Annotated in this window: 13 protein-coding genes and 2 pseudogenes; 6 read left to right on the top strand and 9 right to left on the bottom strand. The window is 71.5% G+C overall.

Translation table 11 applies throughout. From position 1 onward, the window contains the following. Positions 1 to 154 precede the first annotated feature (154 nt). The 3 genes from ALLO2_RS06500 to ALLO2_RS06490 are packed head-to-tail and all read left to right on the top strand — an operon-like array spanning position 155 to position 3,836. On the top strand, positions 155 to 1,600 hold the full coding sequence (locus ALLO2_RS06500; protein ID WP_023840484.1) for a sulfite reductase subunit beta: 1,446 nt from the start codon (positions 155 to 157) through the stop codon (positions 1,598 to 1,600). Beyond that, complete coding sequence (locus ALLO2_RS06495; protein WP_023840483.1) at positions 1,597 to 2,256, top strand: precorrin-8X methylmutase; 660 nt, start codon at positions 1,597 to 1,599, stop codon at positions 2,254 to 2,256. Before ALLO2_RS06500 ends, ALLO2_RS06495 begins: the two co-directional genes overlap by 4 nt. Continuing rightward, on the top strand, positions 2,256 to 3,836 hold the full coding sequence (locus ALLO2_RS06490) for a precorrin-2 C(20)-methyltransferase (protein ID WP_035730509.1): 1,581 nt from the start codon (positions 2,256 to 2,258) through the stop codon (positions 3,834 to 3,836). The genes ALLO2_RS06495 and ALLO2_RS06490 overlap by 1 nt, the downstream gene beginning before the upstream one ends. 52 nt (positions 3,837 to 3,888) lie before the next feature. Here ALLO2_RS06490 and ALLO2_RS06485 read toward each other — a convergent pair whose 3' ends face one another. The 4 genes from ALLO2_RS06485 to ALLO2_RS23135 form a co-directional block, all read right to left on the bottom strand. Continuing rightward, positions 3,889 to 4,719 carry a cobalt-precorrin-6A reductase gene (locus tag ALLO2_RS06485; protein WP_232234928.1) on the bottom strand — a complete coding sequence of 277 codons (831 nt, stop codon included), beginning with the start codon at positions 4,717 to 4,719 and terminating at the stop codon, positions 3,889 to 3,891. Continuing rightward, a complete protein-coding gene (gene cobM / locus ALLO2_RS06480) occupies positions 4,716 to 5,558 on the bottom strand; it encodes a precorrin-4 C(11)-methyltransferase (protein WP_011435962.1) in 843 nt (280 codons plus the stop codon). Before cobM ends, ALLO2_RS06485 begins: the two co-directional genes overlap by 4 nt. A gap of 255 nt (positions 5,559 to 5,813) precedes the next feature. After that, positions 5,814 to 7,340, bottom strand: coding sequence for a hypothetical protein (locus tag ALLO2_RS06475; RefSeq protein WP_035730506.1), 1,527 nt, complete (start codon positions 7,338 to 7,340; stop codon positions 5,814 to 5,816). Positions 7,341 to 7,662: 322 nt separating this feature from the next. Further along, positions 7,663 to 8,481 carry a DUF3710 domain-containing protein gene (locus ALLO2_RS23135; RefSeq protein ID WP_023840480.1) on the bottom strand — a complete coding sequence of 273 codons (819 nt, stop codon included), beginning with the start codon at positions 8,479 to 8,481 and terminating at the stop codon, positions 7,663 to 7,665. A 274-nt stretch (positions 8,482 to 8,755) separates the two neighbouring features. Between ALLO2_RS23135 and ALLO2_RS06460 the strand changes: the two genes are divergently transcribed. From ALLO2_RS06460 to ALLO2_RS06450, 3 genes are all read left to right on the top strand, one after another. Beyond that, positions 8,756 to 10,054 carry a DUF5925 domain-containing protein gene (locus ALLO2_RS06460; protein ID WP_035730501.1) on the top strand — a complete coding sequence of 433 codons (1,299 nt, stop codon included), beginning with the start codon at positions 8,756 to 8,758 and terminating at the stop codon, positions 10,052 to 10,054. A gap of 451 nt (positions 10,055 to 10,505) precedes the next feature. Beyond that, on the top strand, positions 10,506 to 12,113 hold the full coding sequence (locus tag ALLO2_RS06455; RefSeq protein WP_035730626.1) for a carboxyl transferase domain-containing protein: 1,608 nt from the start codon (positions 10,506 to 10,508) through the stop codon (positions 12,111 to 12,113). Between the two features lie 246 nt (positions 12,114 to 12,359). Next, positions 12,360 to 14,564 (top strand): biotin carboxylase N-terminal domain-containing protein, encoded by a 2,205-nt coding sequence (locus tag ALLO2_RS06450; protein ID WP_035730624.1) that lies wholly within the window; start codon positions 12,360 to 12,362, stop codon positions 14,562 to 14,564. 284 nt (positions 14,565 to 14,848) lie between these two features. On the opposite strand, the gene ALLO2_RS06445 is transcribed toward ALLO2_RS06450, so the two are convergent. From ALLO2_RS06445 to ALLO2_RS06425, 5 genes and pseudogenes are all read right to left on the bottom strand, one after another. Continuing rightward, positions 14,849 to 15,517: a hypothetical protein gene (locus ALLO2_RS06445; RefSeq protein WP_023840475.1), complete on the bottom strand. Its 669-nt coding sequence runs from the start codon at positions 15,515 to 15,517 to the stop codon at positions 14,849 to 14,851. Positions 15,518 to 15,530: 13 nt separating this feature from the next. Further along, positions 15,531 to 15,713: pseudogene (locus ALLO2_RS06440) on the bottom strand (transposase domain-containing protein); the annotation flags it as partial. 303 nt (positions 15,714 to 16,016) lie between these two features. After that, positions 16,017 to 16,748, bottom strand: a complete 732-nt coding sequence (locus tag ALLO2_RS06435; protein WP_011435969.1) for a dienelactone hydrolase family protein — start codon at positions 16,746 to 16,748, stop codon at positions 16,017 to 16,019. Between the two features lie 578 nt (positions 16,749 to 17,326). Then, positions 17,327 to 17,700 (bottom strand): annotated as a pseudogene (locus ALLO2_RS06430) (transposase); the annotation flags it as partial. A gap of 468 nt (positions 17,701 to 18,168) precedes the next feature. Further along, a partial coding sequence (locus ALLO2_RS06425) for a substrate-binding domain-containing protein (RefSeq protein ID WP_035730496.1) occupies positions 18,169 to 18,532 on the bottom strand: 364 nt, incomplete at its 5' end.

Below are 18,532 nucleotides of genomic sequence, written 5' to 3'. Positions count from 1 at the left end.
CGCACCGGATTCGCACCGGACTTCCTCGCCGTTCGCCGCTCGTGGCCCCGTCACGATCGCAGAGAGGTGGGCGGTGTTGTCAAGCACTCCGCTGTCGTCGTGACAAAGAAACGATCAACCGGCATCGCCCGAGTCCGGCACGTATGCTCCGCCGGTGCCCACCAGTCCGCGGGAGCGTGTCCGCGACGCCTGCCCCGGTGTGCTGACGACGCATCCGGCCGCGGACGGCGCGCTCGCGCGGCTGCGGCTGCCCGGGGGCCGGCTGACCGCCGCCGCGGCGAAGACCCTCGCCGGCTGCGCGCGGGAGTTCGCCGACGGCCACCTTGAGCTCACCTCCCGGGCGAACGTGCAGCTACGCGGCCTGGCCGACGGCACGGCCGAGGAGCTCGCCGCCCGGGTGAGCGCGGTTGGCCTGCTGCCCTCGACGACGCACGAGCGGGTCCGCAACATCGTGGGCTCGCCGCTGTCCGGACGCGGCGAGGCCGGCTGCCGGGACATCGCGCCGGTCGTCGCCGAGCTGGACCGCCGGCTGTGCGCGGATCCGGCTCTCGCCGCGCTGCCCGGCCGGCTGCTGTTCGCCGTCGACGACGGCAGCGGGGACCTGGCCGGGCTGCCCGCGGACCTCGCGCTGCGTGCCCTGCCTTCCGGGGAGATGCTGCTGGCCGTCGCGGGCGCGACCCGCGCGCTGCGGTTGCCCGTCCACGTCGCCGTACCCGCGCTCCTCGCCGCGACGCGGGCCTTCATCGAGGCCCGCGCCGCGGCGGGCACCGCCGCGATGGCCTGGCGGATCGCCGAGTTGCCGGGCGGACCGGGCGGACAGGACGGCCTGCTCGCGGCTGCCGCGACCGAGGCCGGGGTCGTTGGGATCGTCCAGGCCGCTGGAATCGCTCAGGCTGCTGGGAGCGCCACCGTTCGGGCCGGCGCGTGGCCCGGTCCGCATCCGCAGCGTGATGGCCGCCGGGCGTTGACCGTGCTCGTCCCCCTGGGGCGGCTGAGCGCCGACCAGCTCGACCTGCTCACCGCCGCCGCGGCGGCCGGTGGTGGTGACGGTGCTGGCGGAGCGGGCGATGCCGAAGACGGCGTCCTGGTTGTGACGCCGTGGCGGTCCGTCGTGCTCCGCGATCTCGACCCGGCCGAGGCTACCCGGTGGTCGAGGGCGGCGGCGGACGCGGGCCTGGTCGTCGATCCGGCATCATCCTGGGTCGGCGTGACGAGCTGTGCCGGTCGGCCGGGATGCGCCCGGGCGTTGGCGGATGTCCGCCGCGACGCGGCGGTGTCCGTGCGGATCCGAGCTGACGACCCGTCGGCGCCGACGCACCCGGCCGGGAGGCCGCGAGCCCTCCCACCCGTCCCGGTTGGCCCGGCCCTCGCGCCGGTGCACTGGTCGGGTTGCGAGCGGCGCTGCGGGCAACCGGGAGGACGGGTGGTGGAGGTTGTGGCGACCGGGTCCGGCTACCGGATCCGTCGGACGGGTCTCGGAGCCGCCGCCGTCGCATCCGTCGGAGCGGATGGCGGTGAGGCGACGGTCGTGTCGTCGAGCCCCGTCGACGGTCACCGGGACCTGGCCGCGGCCGTCAGGTCGGCGAGGAGGCTGGCATGAACGGCGCATCAGACATGAGCGGTGTGCAACGTTACGCCTACGTTCGCGACGGCGCGGAGATCTACCGTCGGTCGTTCGCGACGATCCGGGCCGAGGCGCGTCTCGATCGACTGCCCGGTGACGTCGCCCGGGTCGCGGTCCGCATGATCCACTCCTGTGGAATGGTGGATCTCGTCGACGATCTCGCTTTCACCCCCGGCGTGGTCGCGGCGGCGCGCGCGGCGTTGCTGGCCGGCGCCCCGGTGCTCTGTGACGCGCAGATGGTGGCGGCCGGTGTGACCCGCCGTCGGCTGCCCGCCGCGAACGAGATTCTCTGCCTGCTCGGTGATCCCCGGGTGCCGCGGCTCGCCGAGCGGCTGGGCACCACCCGCAGCGCCGCGGCGGTGGATCTGTGGGCGGATCGACTCGCCGGCTCCGTGGTGGCGGTCGGGAACGCTCCGACAGCGCTGTTCCGCCTGCTGGAACTCGTCGCGGCCGGAGCCGGGCGACCGGCGGCGGTGCTCGGCGTGCCCGTGGGGTTCATCGGCGCCGCGGAGTCCAAGCAGGCCCTCGTGGATGATCCGGCCCGGTTGGAGTATCTCGTCGTGCACGGTCGGCGGGGCGGCAGCGCGATGGCGGTCGCCGCGGTCAACGCGATCGCGAGCGAGGAGGATTAATGGTGCCGTCGAAGGGCCGGCTGTGGGGAGTCGGGGTTGGACCGGGGGATCCCGAGCTCGTCACCCTCAAGGCGGCCCGCCTGATCCGTGACGCCGACGTGATCGCCTACCACAGCGCCCGGCACGGCCGCAGCATCGCCCGGTCGGTCGCCGCGAGCCAGCTGCGCGGCGACCAGATCGAGGAGGCGCTGGTCTACCCGGTCACCACCGAGACGACCTCCCACCCCGGTGGCTACCGCGGCGCGATCGACGAGTTCTACGAGGACTGCGCCAAGCGGCTGGCCGTCCACCTCGACGCCGGCCGGGACGTCGTGGTCCTCAGCGAGGGTGACCCGTTCTTCTACGGCTCGTTCATCCACCTGCACCGGCGCCTCGCCGACCGGTACCCGACCGAGGTCGTGCCGGGGGTGACGTCCCTGTCGGCGGGGNGCGCGGTGCTCGGCCGGCCGCTGGTCGAGGGCAACGAAGTCCTCACCGTGCTGCCGGGCACGCTGCCGCCGACGGTCCTCGCCGAGCGTATCGCCGGCACGGACACCGCCGTCGTGCTCAAGATGGGACGGACCTTCCCGGGGGTCCGGGACGCCTTCACCGCCGCGGGACGTCTCGCGGACACCTGGTACGTGGAACGGGCCACCACCTCCGGCCAGCGCATCGCCCCGCTCGGTGCGGTAGACCCGGCCACGGTGCCGTACTTCTCGCTCGCGGTACTGCCGAGCCCGGTCCGGGGGCCGGACGATCCGGCGCCGCTGCGCGCGTCGCAGGCGGGCTGGGTACCAACGGCGCCCACCGTTGGTAAGGCTGGCGCCGTTGGTACCGGCGGCACGCCCGGCGCGGGGGAGGTCGTCGTGGTGGGCCTCGGACCGGGCGCCGCGGGCTGGTTGACGCCGCAGGCCGCCGAGGCGCTGGCCGCCGCCGACGACCTCATCGGCTACGGCCCCTACCTCGACCGGGTGCCGGTCGATCCACGCCAGCGCCGGCACGCCTCGGGGAACACCGTCGAGGCCGAGCGCGCCGAGCTCGCCCTCGAACTGGCGGCCGGCGGCGCGAACGTCGCCGTGGTCTCCTCCGGTGATCCCGGGGTCTTCGCGATGGCCACGGCCGTCGTCGAGGCCGCGGCGGCGGAGCGGTTCGCGGGCGTCGAGGTGCGGGTCGTGCCCGGGCTGACCGCCGCGCAGGCGGTGGCGAGCCGGGTCGGGGCGCCACTCGGCCACGACTTCTGCGTGCTGTCGCTGTCCGACCGACTCAAGCCGTGGGAGGTCATCGAGCGGCGGCTGCGGGCGGCGGCCGCGGGCGACTTCGTCCTGGCGCTGTACAACCCGGCTTCCCGTACCCGTCGCCATCAGCTGGAGCGGGCCCACGAGGTGCTGCTCGAACACCGCCCCTCGGACACGGTGGTGGTTATCGGCCGGGATGTCGGCGGTCCCACCGAGAGCATCACCGTGACGAGCCTCGGTGCGTTCGACCCGGCCGAGGTCGACATGCGCTGCCTGCTGCTCATCGGCTCGTCGACGACCCGGGTGGTGCGCCGTGGCCCCGGCCGGGACCTCGTGTTCACCCCACGTCGTTACCCGGTCACCTAGCCTCCGGTCACCTAGCCTCCGGTCACCTGGGCCCCGGTCACCTGGGCCCCGGTCACCTGGGCCATGGTGGTGCGACCCAGGCCACGGCGGCGTCGACATCGTCGACCGCGGCCACCCCGGGTGGCAGCGGCGGGCGGNCGACCATGACGACCGGCAGACCGAGGTCCCGGGCGGCGGCGAGCTTCGCCGCGGTCATCGTTCCGCCACTGTTCTTGGTCACGAGGACGTCGACGCGGTGCCGGCGCAGCAGGGCGGTCTCCCCGGCGACGTCGAACGGCCCACGATCGAGGATGACGGTCAGTCGTGGCGGTACCGGGCCGGTCGGCGGCTCGACCGACCGGGCCAGGAACCAGGGCCGGTGCAGGCCGGCGAACAGGGCGAGGTCGGTTCGCCCGGTGGTCAGGAACACCCGTGGGGCTGGATCGGAATGCGGGCGCGGTCCGGGTAGGACGAACCGGTCGAGCAGGGCGACCGCGCCGGCCAGCGACGGGACCCGGCGCCAGTCGTCGCCGGGCTGCTCGCGCCAGCTCGACCGGCGCAGGACGAGCAGCGGAACGCCGGTGGCGCGCGCGGCCTGTGCGGCGTGCGTGGTCATCGTCGCGGCGAACGGGTGGGTCGCGTCGACCACCGCATCGATCCGTTCGGCCCGCAGGTAGTCGGCCAGGCCCGCCGCCCCGCCGAAGCCGCCGATCCGGATTTGGCAAGACGGTGGCAGCGCAGGCTCGCGGACTCGACCGGCCAACGAGTAGACGATCTCGATGCGTTCCGTGCCGGCGGGATCCGGGGAGCCGAGCCTGGTCGCCAGGCGGCGCGCCTCCCCGGTTCCGCCGAGCAGCAGCAGGCGGCGTGCCCCGGTCACCGAGCCCCGGGGGCGCCCGGTCACCGAGCCCGAGGGGCGGGATCCGGGCCACACGGCGCGGCGTTTGCCGGGGAGGCCTGGGAAACCGGGGAGGCCGGGGGAACGGACGACACGCATCCGTCCGGTCCGAAGCGTTCCCGGGAGTACAGGTAGCTGTCCCGGAAACCCTCCGCGGCCAGGGCGCGACCCACGATGATCACGGCCGTCCTGGTGAGCCCCGCGGCCCGCGCCCGACCGGCGATGTCGGCGAGCGTGCCGCGCAACACGATCTCGTCGGCCCGGCTGGCCCAGGCGACGACGGCTGCCGGGCAGTCCGTACCGTAGTTCGGCACGAGCTCGGCGACGAGCGTCTCGATACGGTGCACGGCCAGGTGCAGCACGAGGGTCGCCCCCGACCGGCCGAGGGTGGCGAGGTCCTCGCCGGGCGGCATGGGACTGGACAGCACGGCCGTGCGGGTCAGCACCACGCTCTGGGCGACGCCGGGAACCGTCAGCTCCCGGCGCAGCGACGCCGCCGCCGCGGCGAAGGCGGGGACACCCGGCGTCACGTCGTAGGCGATCCCGGCCGCGTCGAGCCGGCGCATCTGCTCGGCGACGGCGCTGTAGAGCGACGGGTCGCCGGAGTGCAGGCGGGCGACGTCGTGACCGGCGGCGTCGGCCGCGACCAGCTCCGCGACGATGTCGTCCAACGGCATCCGGGCGGTGTCGACGAGACGGGCCCCGGGCGGGCAGTGTGCCAGCAGCTCGACCGGGACGAGACTGCCGGCGTACAGGCAGACCGGGCAGGATGCGATCAGATTCCGGCCGCGGACGGTGATGAGGTCGGCGGCGCCCGGTCCGGCCCCGATGAAGTGCACGGTCACGCCGGCCCCCGCCGGTTGTCTCCGGGCAGCTGGACGTCTCCGGGCAGCTCGGCGGCGGGGGCGGCGGACGCTCGGCGCATGCTGCTGGGCACAACCGGGCACGCTAGCAGGACGCCGGCGGCGGCGAGCCCCCTCGGGGACGCTCCGGCACGGGCGTCGCTGGGCGTCGCGATCCGGCTGCTCGCGCACTGACGGGAAGCCGGACACCGCCCTCCGGAACGTCAGAGAGACCGCGGCCGCCGCGCCGCCACCCCCTCACCGGTTGCGGCGTGGGCCGTGGCCGCAGGCCGTGACCTGCGCCGCGGCCTCGTCCCTGCCAGCGGACGCCGGCTCGGTCCGCACCGGGTCACCCGGCGACGGGCCGGGCTGCGACGGGTTGGTCGGTGTGCCGTCCTCGTCGGAGCCGGCCCGCGCGACGGTGGCCGGGGTGCCGGTGTACAGCGGCGGTAGGGNGGTCAGCCCCCGAACCGTCGCGGGCCGGAAGATCCGTCGTTTCCGCCACACGAACAGTCCGGCCGCGATGGCCAGGACACCGCGGCCGTTGATTGTGTAGAGCGCGATCCCGCCTTCGTACTGCAGGATCGCGGCCACCAGCGCCAGCAGGCCCAGGAGAGCCGCTGGATGGCGACATTCGCGCAGCGCGTACTCCAGTCGGACGAGGACGAATCCTGCCAGAGCCGCGAGGGTCACCATCCACGGCGGACCGCCGATGGGCAGCAGCTCACCGAGCTGGGTGGGCAGGCGGTCGAACGCGTTGGTGATCCCGTAGGTGTCGGACAGGCGCGTCTTGAGGGAACGCGACTCCAGGTCGGAATTCAGTTTGTCGGGATTGAGAAAACGCGGGACGGCGATGTTGACGTCGTTCCACAGGGTTACCGGACCGATGGGCGGAGAACCGTCGCGGAGCCGTCGCAGGATTATCGACGGGTAGGAGTTCCCGTCCAGGCGGACCCCGAGGTCTCCCACCTCGCCCGGGTTTATCCCGCCTTCCAGATGGGTCAGACCGGAGGCCAGGGCCTGCAGGCGCTGCCCGGGACCCACGCTGTACCCGAACACCTGCCGGCCCGCGTCCGCGCGTGCCCCGTAGATGACGACGTAGGCCAGAACCACGAGCGCGACGACCGAGACGAGCTGCCGTCGGCGTATGGGAATCCCGACGATGGACAGTAGGTAGATCNCCGCGCCCGCGGCTATCGCCACCGGCAGCCGCTGCCCCGCCAGTGTGTGCAACGTACACTGGACGCCGAGCACCGGGAGGAATCCGCGGCCCTTCGTCCGCACGAGCACGGCGAAGCTTCCCAGGGCGAGGCCGACGACCAGGAACTGCGTCGCGAAGCCGCTGACGAGGTAGGGACTGCCGGTGACCGTCGAGGGGTCCGCGTGGCCGGGCGAGGTGTTCCTGCCGACCGCTGTCACGGCCACCGCAGCCAGGGCCAGNGGAGTCAGGNCCCGCCAGTCGAAGAAGTCCAAGACTTCCTCCCGGCGGAAACCGGTGGACGGCGGCGTGCGCGGGGTCGCGAAGCGATAACCGAAAGCGAACGCGAGCAGGGAGAACCCGACCAGAACGGTGTAGGCCGCGACGTCGGACTCCGTGGTCAACAGCCGGTTGTCACTGTAGGACGGCACCAGGACCTGCAGGACCTCCGTCACCCCGTGGTAGACGATGGCGGCACCGACGAACATCAGCCCGAGACTGGACACGGCGTGCCGGCCCCGACCGCGAACCACCACGACCAAGGCGAGCCCCTGCAGCAGCAGACCCAGCGCTAGCGTGGCCGACACTCCGCACCTCCGCCCGTCGTGCCGGGTGCTCTCCGGGGGAGCCCCGGTCCGATGGTGACCGGCCCGGGCGACCCGAACCGCGCCATCCTTCCCGCATGGTGAACAGGCTTGATAAATCCGTTTACAGACGATTTCTGAACGGCCGCCGTTGCACGTCTGCTTCCGGCGTTGGGCTGAAGACCGTCGACCGGATAGCTCCGCGTGCTGCCCATGAACATCTCCGGACCGATCTCTACCAGGCCGCAGCCCAGATCTTCGTCGACCTCGTGGAGTACACCGACTCCCCACGGGCCTGAGCCGGGCCGGTGGTGGACGGGCCGGGTCACGACGCCGCGGGTGGGGGGGCCTCGCGGTTGGCGCCCCGCAGCGCCAGCGTCATGATCCTGCGTTCCGGGGGTTGCTCCGGAATGGCCGCGGCGGTGTCGGTTGTTCGGTCGGGACGGTCGGGACGGTCGAATCTGTCGGGACGTTCGAAGGGGATGGGCTCGCGCACCGGCATCGCCGCGTCCCCCCGGACGACGACGAGCCCGTCCAGTACCTCCTCCAGCAGCGGCGCCGCCGTCACGTCGACCGCGGCCGCACCGGTGATGACCGCACAGAGGATCCACCGCGGCCCCTCGATGCCGAAGATGCGGGCGGGCAGGCGGCCGACGGCCGTGTCGAGCGGCATGCGCAGCTCGGGGCCGTAGGGCCCGTCCTCGTCGTTCCATTCCGTGTCCTCCGGTGCCGAGAGCACCAGGTCCTCGTGGATCGACGCCCACAGGCCGCCGCTGCGCGGGGCGGCGAGGACGGACAGCTCCAGGACGGATGTCCCGTCCATCGCGGCCAGGGTGGGCATCGGCCCGGAGGCCGAGACCCGGATCCGGGTGCCGTTCACCCGCGGCACCACGAGAGCTCCGAAATCCGCTCGCGCCCGGCCGTCATCGGGCGCGTCCACCGCGTCGAACGGACCCCGGCCCAGCCGGGCGCCCCCGCTCGTCGTGGCGCTGGTTCCCGTGGCACCGGTTCCCGTTTCACCGGGCTTCCTCGCGTCACCGTCGCCCTTACCGGCCCCGGTACCGGCCCCGGTGCCGGCATGGTCGTCCGGCTCCGGCTGCGCCGACTTTCGGCGCCGACGGTGGATGAGTAGCCCTCCTAGCATCCTGACCACCTCCCAGGAAGAAGCTTGGAGTGGCTGATGGATTACTTAAGGTAGGCGCGCCGCTGGTGGGGCCGGGAGATTCCCCGGGAGGTTGGCCGGGCCGCAACGTCCTCGGATCGGCCCTGATGGAGGCACGCGACAGGTCGCGGGCGGTGTACGGCCCCCGCGATGTGCCCGAGTAAATCGCGCAACGGGATGGCCGGGCGCTGAGTTGTCCGGGACCATCGGACAGGNGTCAGTTCCACATCAGAAGGCGTCGCTGCCTAAGTCCTGGATGGTCTCCGAGTCACTGAGCGGAGGGATGAAGCTCCCTTTCGTTGTCGGCCTGGACGACTCGGACACGCCCTACGACGTCGTCGACGCNCTCGCCCTGGCTCCTTTCACAACCGGTGAGCAGCCCTGGGCCCNCAGTGCCNGGGTCGACCGGCTCCGGCCGGGAGCCACGCTGCTGCCGTCAGGGGCAAGGGTCCTGCGCGCGGTTGTCGAGGAGTCCCGCGATTCACGTCTCGCGGTCGGCGAGGGCTGGACAGTGCGAGCCGTGCGCTGGCGCGGCGGGGGTGGTGAGGTGACCGTCACCGCGGTGAGCGAACAGCTCGCCCGGGTGGTGATCGAGGACGTGCTCCGCTCGTCCGTCGCCGAGAGCGGTGCGGACAACGCCGTCAACATGGGTTTCTGGTATCTGTCCAGTCAACGTGGTCCGATCCGGACCAGCCGCCGGACGGCCACCACGACGTGGGCTTCGATCCGCGCCAACTACGCGTCGGCCGCCGTGGGCCCGCTCGACCGGCTCATGGCGGTTCGCCGGGACAACGTGGTCGGCCGCCTGATCCTCCTGCATGGTCCGGCGGGAACCGGGAAGACGACCGTGCTGCGGGCCCTGGCGAACGAATGGCGATCCTGGTGCCAGGTCGACTGCGTCCTGGATCCCGAGGCGCTGTTCGCCGATCCCGCCTACCTGATGGAGGTCGCGATCGGCTTCGACGACGACGGGGACCCGGAGGGGGAGAGCGCCGACGCCCGCGGCGCCGACGGCGGGGGTACCGACGGCGGGGGNACCGACGGCGGGGGTACCGACGGCGGGGGTACCGACGGCGGGATCGCGTGGGCCGGGGATGCGGACAGCGGCGATGCCGGGTCCGGGGATGCGGACAGTCATGGTGCCCAGGCCGCGGCGACCGACCGCATGGGCGAGCCACCCGCCCACCGGTGGCGGCTGCTGGTGATCGAGGACTGCGACGACCTGATCCGTGGGGACGGCCGGGGTGCGGCTGGCCAGCAGCTCTCTCGACTGCTGAACCTCACCGATGGTCTGGTCGGGCAGGGCCGCGAGGTGTTGGTCGCCCTGACCACGAACGAGGATCTGCTGCGCATGCATCCCGCGGTTGTCCGTCCCGGCCGCTGTCTTGCCCAGATCGAGGTGGGAGCCCTGCCACACACCGAGGCGGTGTCCTGGCTGGGCTCCGCGGAGGGAGTCCGGTCGAGCATGACGCTGGCGGAGCTGTTCGCCCTGCGGGACGGCCGGGGCCTGCCGCGGCCCACCACCACGGACGCCCGCCACGGCATGTACCTGTGACGGCTGCGCGCCGTACTCCCGATTCGGGCCCGCCTGGCCGGGAGCGGGCCGGGTAGTCCCGCCGGCCCGACGGCGCCGCGCCCTGCGCGGTGCCGTCGGGTGGCCGGACCGTCCCGGTCGGACGCCACCGGTCAGGCATCGCTAAAGTTAGCCACCGGGGAGCAACCGGTGTATTTCGGATCGCCGGATCCTGGTCTTGGTCTCGGTCGTGGGTGAATGTCGGTGAAGGGGTGAATGTCGGTGAAGGGGTGAAGGTCCGGCAACGGCAACGGGGATCGGCCGTCTGCCCGACGGTCCCCGCCGCCGTCTGCCTTGACGACGAGGTTAGCGGTCGTTAACTTGGGGGCGTTGTTTCGGGGCCCGACGTCCACTCGTGGGGGTGACTGTGAGCGCAGCACGCGCCGGAACCATCGCGGGTCGGCGGTCCGACGAGGTCCGGCGGTCCTCGGCCATGCCGGTCCTGACCAGTCGGGTCGATGCCGCGGGTGAACAGGGACGGCGCAATGCCGAGAGGCATTGGCACGCTGTGACCGATCTCCAGGAGCGGTTGGCGGTGGCGGCGGTCGGCGGGTCGGAGCAGGCGCGGTCCCGCCACGTGGCTCGCGGCAAACTCCTGCCCCGCGACCGGGTCGACACGCTGCTCGACCGGGGGAGTCCTTTTCTGGAGCTCTCCCCGCTCGCCGCGAACGGCTTTTACGAGGNTCCGGTTCCGGGGGCGGGCATCATCACCGGCATTNGCCGGATCTCGGGTCGGGAATGCATGGTAGTCGCCAACGATGCCACGGTCAAGGGTGGCACCTACTATCCGTTGACCGTGAAGAAGCATCTGCGCGCCCAGGAGGTGGCGCTACAGAATCGGCTGCCCTGTGTCTATCTGGTCGACTCTGGGGGAGCGTTTCTTCCGCTGCAGGACCAGGTCTTCCCGGATCGGGAGCATTTCGGGCGGATCTTCTTCAACCAGGCCCGGATGTCCTCGCTGGGAATCTCCCAGATCGCGGCGGTGCTCGGTTCGTGCACGGCGGGCGGCGCGTACGTTCCCGCGATGGCCGACGAGGCGGTGATAGTCAGGAATCAGGGGACGATCTTCCTCGGTGGTCCGCCGCTCGTGAAGGCCGCGACCGGCGAGGTGGTGTCGGCCGAGGATCTCGGCGGCGGGCTGCTGCACTCCCGCACCTCCGGGGTGACCGACCACCTGGCCGAGGACGACGCCCATGCGCTGCGGATTGTGCGCTCCATCGTCGCGGGCCTCGCGCCGCGCGGGCCGCGGCCGTGGGAACTGGAGCCGACCGAGGCACCGACGGTCGACCCGGCCGGGCTGTACGCCGCGGTACCGACGGACGGGCGTACCCCCTATGACGTGCGAGAGGTGATCGCGCGCATCGTTGACGGCAGCCGTTTCGCGGAGTTCAAGAAGGAGTACGGAACGACGCTGGTCACTGGGACCGCCCGCCTCCATGGCCATCCCGTGGGGATCGTCGCGAACAACGGGGTGCTCTTCGGCGAGTCGGCGCTGAAGGGCACCCATTTCATCGAGCTCTGCGATCAGCGCGGTATCCCGTTGGTGTTCCTGCAGAACATCACCGGTTTCATGGTGGGTCGGGAGTACGAGGCCGGCGGCATCGCGAAGCATGGCGCGAAGATGGTTAACGCGGTTGCCTGTGCCCGGGTGCCGAAGTTCACCGTGGTGATCGGCGGTTCGTTCGGCGCGGGTAACTACTCGATGTGCGGCCGGGCATTCTCGCCCCACTTTCTGTGGATGTGGCCGAATGCCTGCGTCTCGGTGATGGGCGGGGAGCAGGCGGCGGCGGTGCTGGCGACCGTGCGCCGGGACCAGATGGAAGCCGCGGGGGTCGCCTGGAGCGAGGCCGACGAGGTCGCCTTCCGGGCGCCGATCCTGAATCGGTACGCGGAGCAGGGCAGCCCGTACTATTCGACCGCTCGGCTGTGGGACGACGGTGTCATCGATCCGGCCGACACCCGTATGGTGCTGGGCCTGGGCCTGTCGGTGGCGGCGAACGCTCCGCTGGAACCGGTGGGCTACGGCGTCTTCCGGATGTGAGGGGGACATCCTGGCGTGCGGAAACATCCGATGTGAGGAAACCAATCGTGAGGATCAAGGGTGTCCACGGCTGATCTGTCCGCCACGAATCACGCAGGCGGCGATCCCGGCATCGCGGGTTCCGCCGGTTCCGCCGGTCACGGCGGCGGTGCCGGCCACGGTCCGGATGGCCATTCCACGCCGGCCCGGCCGGCGGGCGTCGTGCCGCCGAGGGCACCGGGAACGTCGGGTCTGACGTTCTCGTCGGTGCTCGTCGCGAACCGGGGTGAAATCGCCGTCCGGGTGATCCGCACACTGCGCGATCTCGGTATCCGGTCCGTCGCCGTCTACTCAGACGCCGACGCTGGGGCGCGGCACGTCCGGGAGGCGGATGTCGCGGTGCGGCTGGGCCCGGCGCCCGCGAAGGAGAGCTACCTCAGCATCGAGGCCGTGCTGGAGGCGGCGAGGGTATCCGGGGCGGAGGCCGTCCATCCCGGTTATGGCTTCCTCGCCGAGAACGCGGCCTTCGTACAGGCCTGTGAGACGGCCGGAGTGCTCTTCATCGGACCGTCGCTTGCCGCGGTGCAGGTGATGGGCGACAAGATCACCGCGCGGCGGACGGTGGCGGAGGTGGGGGTGCCGGTCGTGCCGGGCCGGTCGGCGCCGGGCATGAGCGATGCCGCGATCGCCGAGGCCGCCGGTCAGATCGGCTATCCGGTGCTGCTCAAACCCTCGGCAGGGGGTGGTGGCAAGGGGATGCGCATCGTCCGCGAGCCCGCCCGACTGCCGGAGGCGATCGCGTCGGCCCGCCGGGAGGCCGCCGCCGGCTTCGGGGACGACNCCCTGTACGTGGAGCGGTTCATCNCCCGTCCCCGCCACGTCGAGGTCCAGATCCTCGCCGACGAGCACGGCAGCGTGCTCCACCTGGGTGAGCGGGAGTGCAGCCTGCAACGGCGCTACCAGAAGATTGTTGAAGAGGCGCCGGCGCCGGCGCTCGACGCGCGGACCAGGGAGCGGCTCGGGGGGGCGGCGGTCGCCGTCGCCAGCGCCGTCGGCTACGTCGGAGCGGGCACGGTCGAGTTCATCCTGTCCGCCGACGCGCCGGATGAGTTTTACTTCATGGAGATGAACACCCGGCTCCAGGTCGAGCATCCGGTCACCGAGCTGGTGACGGGGGTGGACCTGGTCGCCGAGCAGATCCGGATCGCGGCCGGGGAGCCGTTGCGCTTCGGTCAGGCCGACATCCGCCTAACCGGGCACGCGGTGGAGGCGCGGATCTACGCCGAGGACCCCGGGCGGGGATTCCTGCCGACCGGCGGTAGGGTGCTGACTTTCCGGGAACCGGCCGGGCCGGCCATCCGCGTCGACGCCGGCATCGGGGCCGGGGACATCGTGAGCACCACGTATGATCCTATGCTGGCCAAGGTGATCGCCTGGGGCGCGGACCGCGCCGCCGCGATCGCCCGCCTCGACACCGCGCTCGCCGGCACGGTCCTGCTCGGGGTGACGACCAACATCGGCTTCCTGCGCTCGCTGCTCGCCCATCCGGACGTCGTCGCCGGGCGGCTCGACACCGGTCTCGTCGAACGTGATCTCGCCGCCCTCACCCAGGACGATCTGCCCGGCGAGGCGTTCCTCGGATACGCCCTGGCCAGGCTGCTGACGTTGCAACCGGCCGGTCCGGTGGTCGACCCGTGGGACATCCCCTCCGGATGGCGGCCCGGTGAGCCCGCGTGGCTGACCTGGGAGGTCGCCCTGCCCGGTGGGGCAGTACCGTCCGGCGGCCCCGACGGCGCCGAACCTGGTGGCAGCGCGCCACCCGAGATCGGGGCCGGGGTTGAGGGCGGGGCCGGGAACATCCACGGGGATGGGAACATCCACGGGGATGGTAACGGCCACGGGGATGGGGTGGAGCCGGGACGCGGGGAGCGGACGGTGTCAACGCTGCGGGTCGCGGCGCGCGGCACCCCCGACGCGGCCCGGGTCCGGATCGCCGACGGGCCGCCGGTCGCCGCATCGGTCAGTCAGCTCGGCGACGAGCTGCTCGTCACGATCGGTGCGGTCACCACCCGGTGGGCCTACGCGTGGGAGCCCGCCGACGGGATCCTCTGGCTTGGCCGCGACGGTGGGGCGTGGGGCCTGGCCGAGGTGATTCCGGTGGCGGGCACCGGGGCCGGGCCGGTGCCCGGCGGGCAGGCGCGTAGCCCCATGCCGGGCACGGTGACCGCGGTGTTGGTCGAACCGGGGATGACCGTGGCGGACGGGCAGTCGCTGGCCGTCGTCGAGGCCATGAAGATGGAGCACACCGTCTCGGCGACGGGCGCCGGGATCGTCAAGGAAGTACTCGTCCGGCCCGGCGACCTCGTCGCCCTGGACCAGCTGCTGGTGGTGATGTCCGTGGCGGGCCCGGCCGACCCCNACCCCGAATCCGGAGCAGTCGCTCCGGCGGGCCGGCGAAATGTGGAGGGTTGAGCATGGTTTGACGCCGTCGGACCGTGCTCAACCCTCCACAACTTTCCGTTGTCCTTTCCGTTGTCCGCGGCGGCCACCCTGGGTCGGTCGCCGGAGTCAGTGCAGGCCGGAAACGTCAATCCTTCTCTCAGCGCCCAGCCAGCCGCCGCAGGAGCGTCTTGCGGGCATCGGCCTCGGCCAGGTTGGACAGGTCGAGGTGGGCCGAGGAGGCCTGATCGAATGCGGCCGGCACGGCACAGGCCTCGACCAGGACGGTGACGAGTCTGCACGCGGACCCGGTCGGGTCATCCGCGTCCAGGGCCGCTCGCCCGGGTTGCGTCGGTCCCCGGCCGGGTGGATGTCCGTCCGAGGCAGGTCAGGGCGACGGCCAGCAGGGACAGCGGGATCTGGTCGCGCCACAGGTCGACCAGACCGGCCCGGCGTGCCCAGTCCTTCGCCGCCGATCGGACCCGGTCGATGAGCAGGAACAGCCACCGCGGCACGAGGTCTCCGTCCTGCTCCGGGTCGAGCAGCAGATCGATGACGGCGGTGCGTTGCGCCGCGGACAGCTCCGACAGTCTCCGGGCAAGGATGTGCAGGACCAGATGGACGGGATCCCGGGTGAGCACGGCGTCGGCCGCGTACCGCGACAGGTCGATCAGCTGATACGTCGTGTCGACGTTGCGCAGTGAGGACGGGATCAGGATGTTCTCGATGTGCAGGTCGCCGTGGGCCTTCCCGACGAAGGTCGGGATGCGAATACCGTCCGTGCGCGATGGATCCAGGACCAGTGCGAACGGGTTCGGCAGTGGGTTGTCCTCGCCTTCGGCGTCGATGGTGGGGCCGGGGTACGCAGCGGCGGTGCGCCGCGGGCGGTTGCCCGGGGCGAGCCGCTCGGCGAGCTGACGCGCAAGGATGGTCGGCACGTCCAGTGACGGCAGAAGGGCCGGCCCCACCCACTCATCGAGGACCACCCCGACCACCCCGAATCGTGAAGTACACCATGACCCGGGCTGGCAGCAGCCTGGTACGCCGTTCCTGCCGTTTCGTCTCCACCAGCGCTTCATCGACGAGATCCCGGGGAACGATTCTGGCGAGCACACCGATCGAAATACGGTCGGTCAGCCGCTCGCTGTCCACGGCTGGCAATTCCACCTCAACATCGAGGATTCAGCGACCCACCTCGGGGACGCCAACATCTCCGCCAACTTGATCATGGACAAGGCCGGGCACAAGTCGCTGCGCAGCGTGCAGCGCTACGTCAAGCCGGGCCTGGCCGCCGTGCACCAGGCCACCGAGGTGCTGTCCGGCCCGCGGCGCCGGGAGTAGCTNGGGATCAACGCAGGTTGGGCATATCCGCGCGGTCGTGCATCTGCTGGCCACCGCTCATCGAGGAGGGCCGGGACCTGTCCTCGATGAGCGGCATCCTGGCCGACAGCTCCTATCGTCTGTTGCCGGCCGGACGGCCGGGCCTCACGTCAGGTGCCGGGTGAAGAACCGGGCCGCAGCGTCCCCCGCGAACTGCGGGACGCCGGTGTGCCCGCCCAGATTGGCGTGCAGCGTCTTCTCCTTGGAGCCGAAGGCGTCGAACAGGTCCAGGGCCAGCTGCCGGTCGTTTCCTTCGTCGTCCCACTGCAGCAGGACGTGCAGCGGAATGGTGACCTGGCGGGCCTCCTCGAACATGGTGTGGGGCACGAAACTCCCGGCGAACAGAACGGCGGCCGAGATGCGCGGCTCGACCACCGCCAGCCGGATCCCGATGGCGATCACTCCCCCCGAGTACCCGACCGGGCCGCCGATCTCGGGCAGCGAAAGGAAGGCGTCCAGGGCGGCCTGCCATTCCGGGACCGCCTTTTCGACCAGCGGGAGGACGAGCCGGTCCACGATCTCCTCGTCGACCGGCTCGCCGGCCTTCAGCGCCCGGTGCAGGTCGACGCGGGCCTGCTCAGCGGTGGCGGAACGGGGCCGGTCACCGCTTCCGGGGAGCTCGATGGTGGCCGCGGCGAAGCCGTCCGCCGCGGAGCGCCGGGCCCGGGCCACCAGTCGGGGGTACATCTTGTGCAGTCCGCCGGGGTGACCGAGCAGGATCAGCGGGGCCGGTGCGGATGCGGATGCGGGAGTCCACAGGATGCCGGGGATCTCGCCGAGGGTGAATGCGCGTTCGAGGACACCGTCGTCGAGGCGCTGTTCAGACGTGAATCGCATGGTCGTGCCTTTCGGGAGTGCTTGTGAACGGCGCTCCCGGACGACCTATCGCCCGACCGTGACCCCGGAGGGGAGCACCCATGTCGATACTGCGTTCACGGGTACCACCTCCTCGTTCTTTCGCACGGCCTCCGGCAAGCTAGCAGTGGTCACCGTGATCCGCCAACAGGTTTTCCCAGAGGCTCCGTGGCCGGATGCCCCGGAGCCACTCGCAGCGCTCCGCTAGCCCGATGGCGCGGTGCGCGGTGGCGTCCCTCGACGACCTGGCGCAGATCATCGCCGGGTTGAGGCTGTCCGTGGGGGACCACACTGGCAGCGACCGTTGATCGGGTGGTCTGTAGTCGAGCGCTTCTTGGGTTAGCTGTCACGGTGCGTCACGCCGAGGGGCTCCTTGTTGTCAGGAGCGACGCTGTGACACGGGGGTTGTCAGGGGCCACCGGACAAGGCGTAGGAGTAGAGCAGGATCAGCGTCGCGGCGACTCGATCTAGCAGCGGAAGGTCGGTGTCGGTGACGGCGCGGCGGCGGGCGAGGAACTCCTCGGCATGCCAGGCATCTCGTACTCCAGTGACAGTGATCCTTACGTGGTCGCGGCACGGGCGACGGCCGACTGGTTGGCTCGGATCCGGGTTTGGAAGTGGTAGAGGCGGGCGCGNGCCTGGTGGCGACGACGCCAGTCCGACCACCATGTGATCATCGCTGCTGGGATAGCAGCCTGTCCGAACAGGGCGAGGACGTGCCGGATTTCGTTGGAACTGAACGGAATCATCTGCTCCTCCAACCAGTCCCGCAGCTCGGCGTTCGCGCCGTACACCTCGTCACCGGCGACCCAGCCCAGCTCCCGATGAGCCAGCCAGAACCGGCGGATCATGTCCAGGGCCAGCAGTGGTTTCGTCGCGANCCCCGCCGTCGGGGCNCCCCCGCCGCGGCGCACCGATCCCGGTCCTCGGTCCAAACCGGCCTCCCACACCGCCACGTCCGACCCGGATACACTCCGCGCCGCGGCCACCGCGGATTCTTTGTTGGTTCTCACAAACTACGGAGGATCACAGGGTGGCCACCCCCGTTCGGACGCCACGCCGCCACCCCACACAGAGACCACACATCGGCCACTGTCACTGGAGTACTAGGCACGGTTGACGGTCTCCAGACCGCGCCCAACCCGCCACACTTGTCCGTCGCGACCATCCGTCGCGACGTCGGCCCCCGGCCGAGGCCGTGCTGCGGCGGGTCGTCGGACGTTGACGAGCGCGCAGGTATCGAGGCCACGGATGCCCACCCATGGCACAGTGGGAATCCGTGACAGGTGAACGTATGGCTACGGCCGGGTAGCAAGGACGATCAACCGCGCCGATGTAATGGCGTCGTAAGGTTTCCCTTGATAGCTGCCTCGGGTGTCAGTGATGCGAAAATCAGCATGAGTTATGTTGTTCCGCTCGCGGGGCGGCACGTCGTGTCACGGATCTCGATGCTCACGGGCAGCACGACCACTTCCGAGGCGTCCAGGTTCTGGGAAGCATCCGGAACAGCGTCGAGGAGACTGAGCAGCAACTCGGCGGCGATCTTCCCCTGACGGGCCAGCGGCTGGACGACCGTCGTCAGCTCGAACNCCTCTGCCTTGTCGTGCCCGCCGAAGCCGATAACAGACATGTCCTCCGGCACGCGGAGCCTGGCACGGCGCAACGCCCGCAGCGCACCCATCGCCATCTCGTCGTCCGCGACGAACACCGCCGTGGGCGGCGACTCGACCGAGAGCAGCTCAGCCATGGCCCGCTCGCCTCCCAGC

Origin of the sequence: Frankia sp. Allo2 (genome assembly GCF_000733325.1) — a bacterium.
Lineage (GTDB): Bacteria > Actinomycetota > Actinomycetes > Frankiales > Frankiaceae > Frankia > Frankia casuarinae.
This window is presented reverse-complemented; position numbering and strand designations above follow the sequence as displayed.

Coding starts and splice junctions, on each gene's coding strand:
- ALLO2_RS06495 (WP_023840483.1), top strand. CDS start 1,597: ATGAACGGCGCATCAGACATGAGCGGTGTGCAACGTTACGCCTACGTT.
- ALLO2_RS06435 (WP_011435969.1), bottom strand. CDS start 16,748: ATGCGATTCACGTCTGAACAGCGCCTCGACGACGGTGTCCTCGAACGC.
- ALLO2_RS23135 (WP_023840480.1), bottom strand. CDS start 8,481: ATGCTAGGAGGGCTACTCATCCACCGTCGGCGCCGAAAGTCGGCGCAG.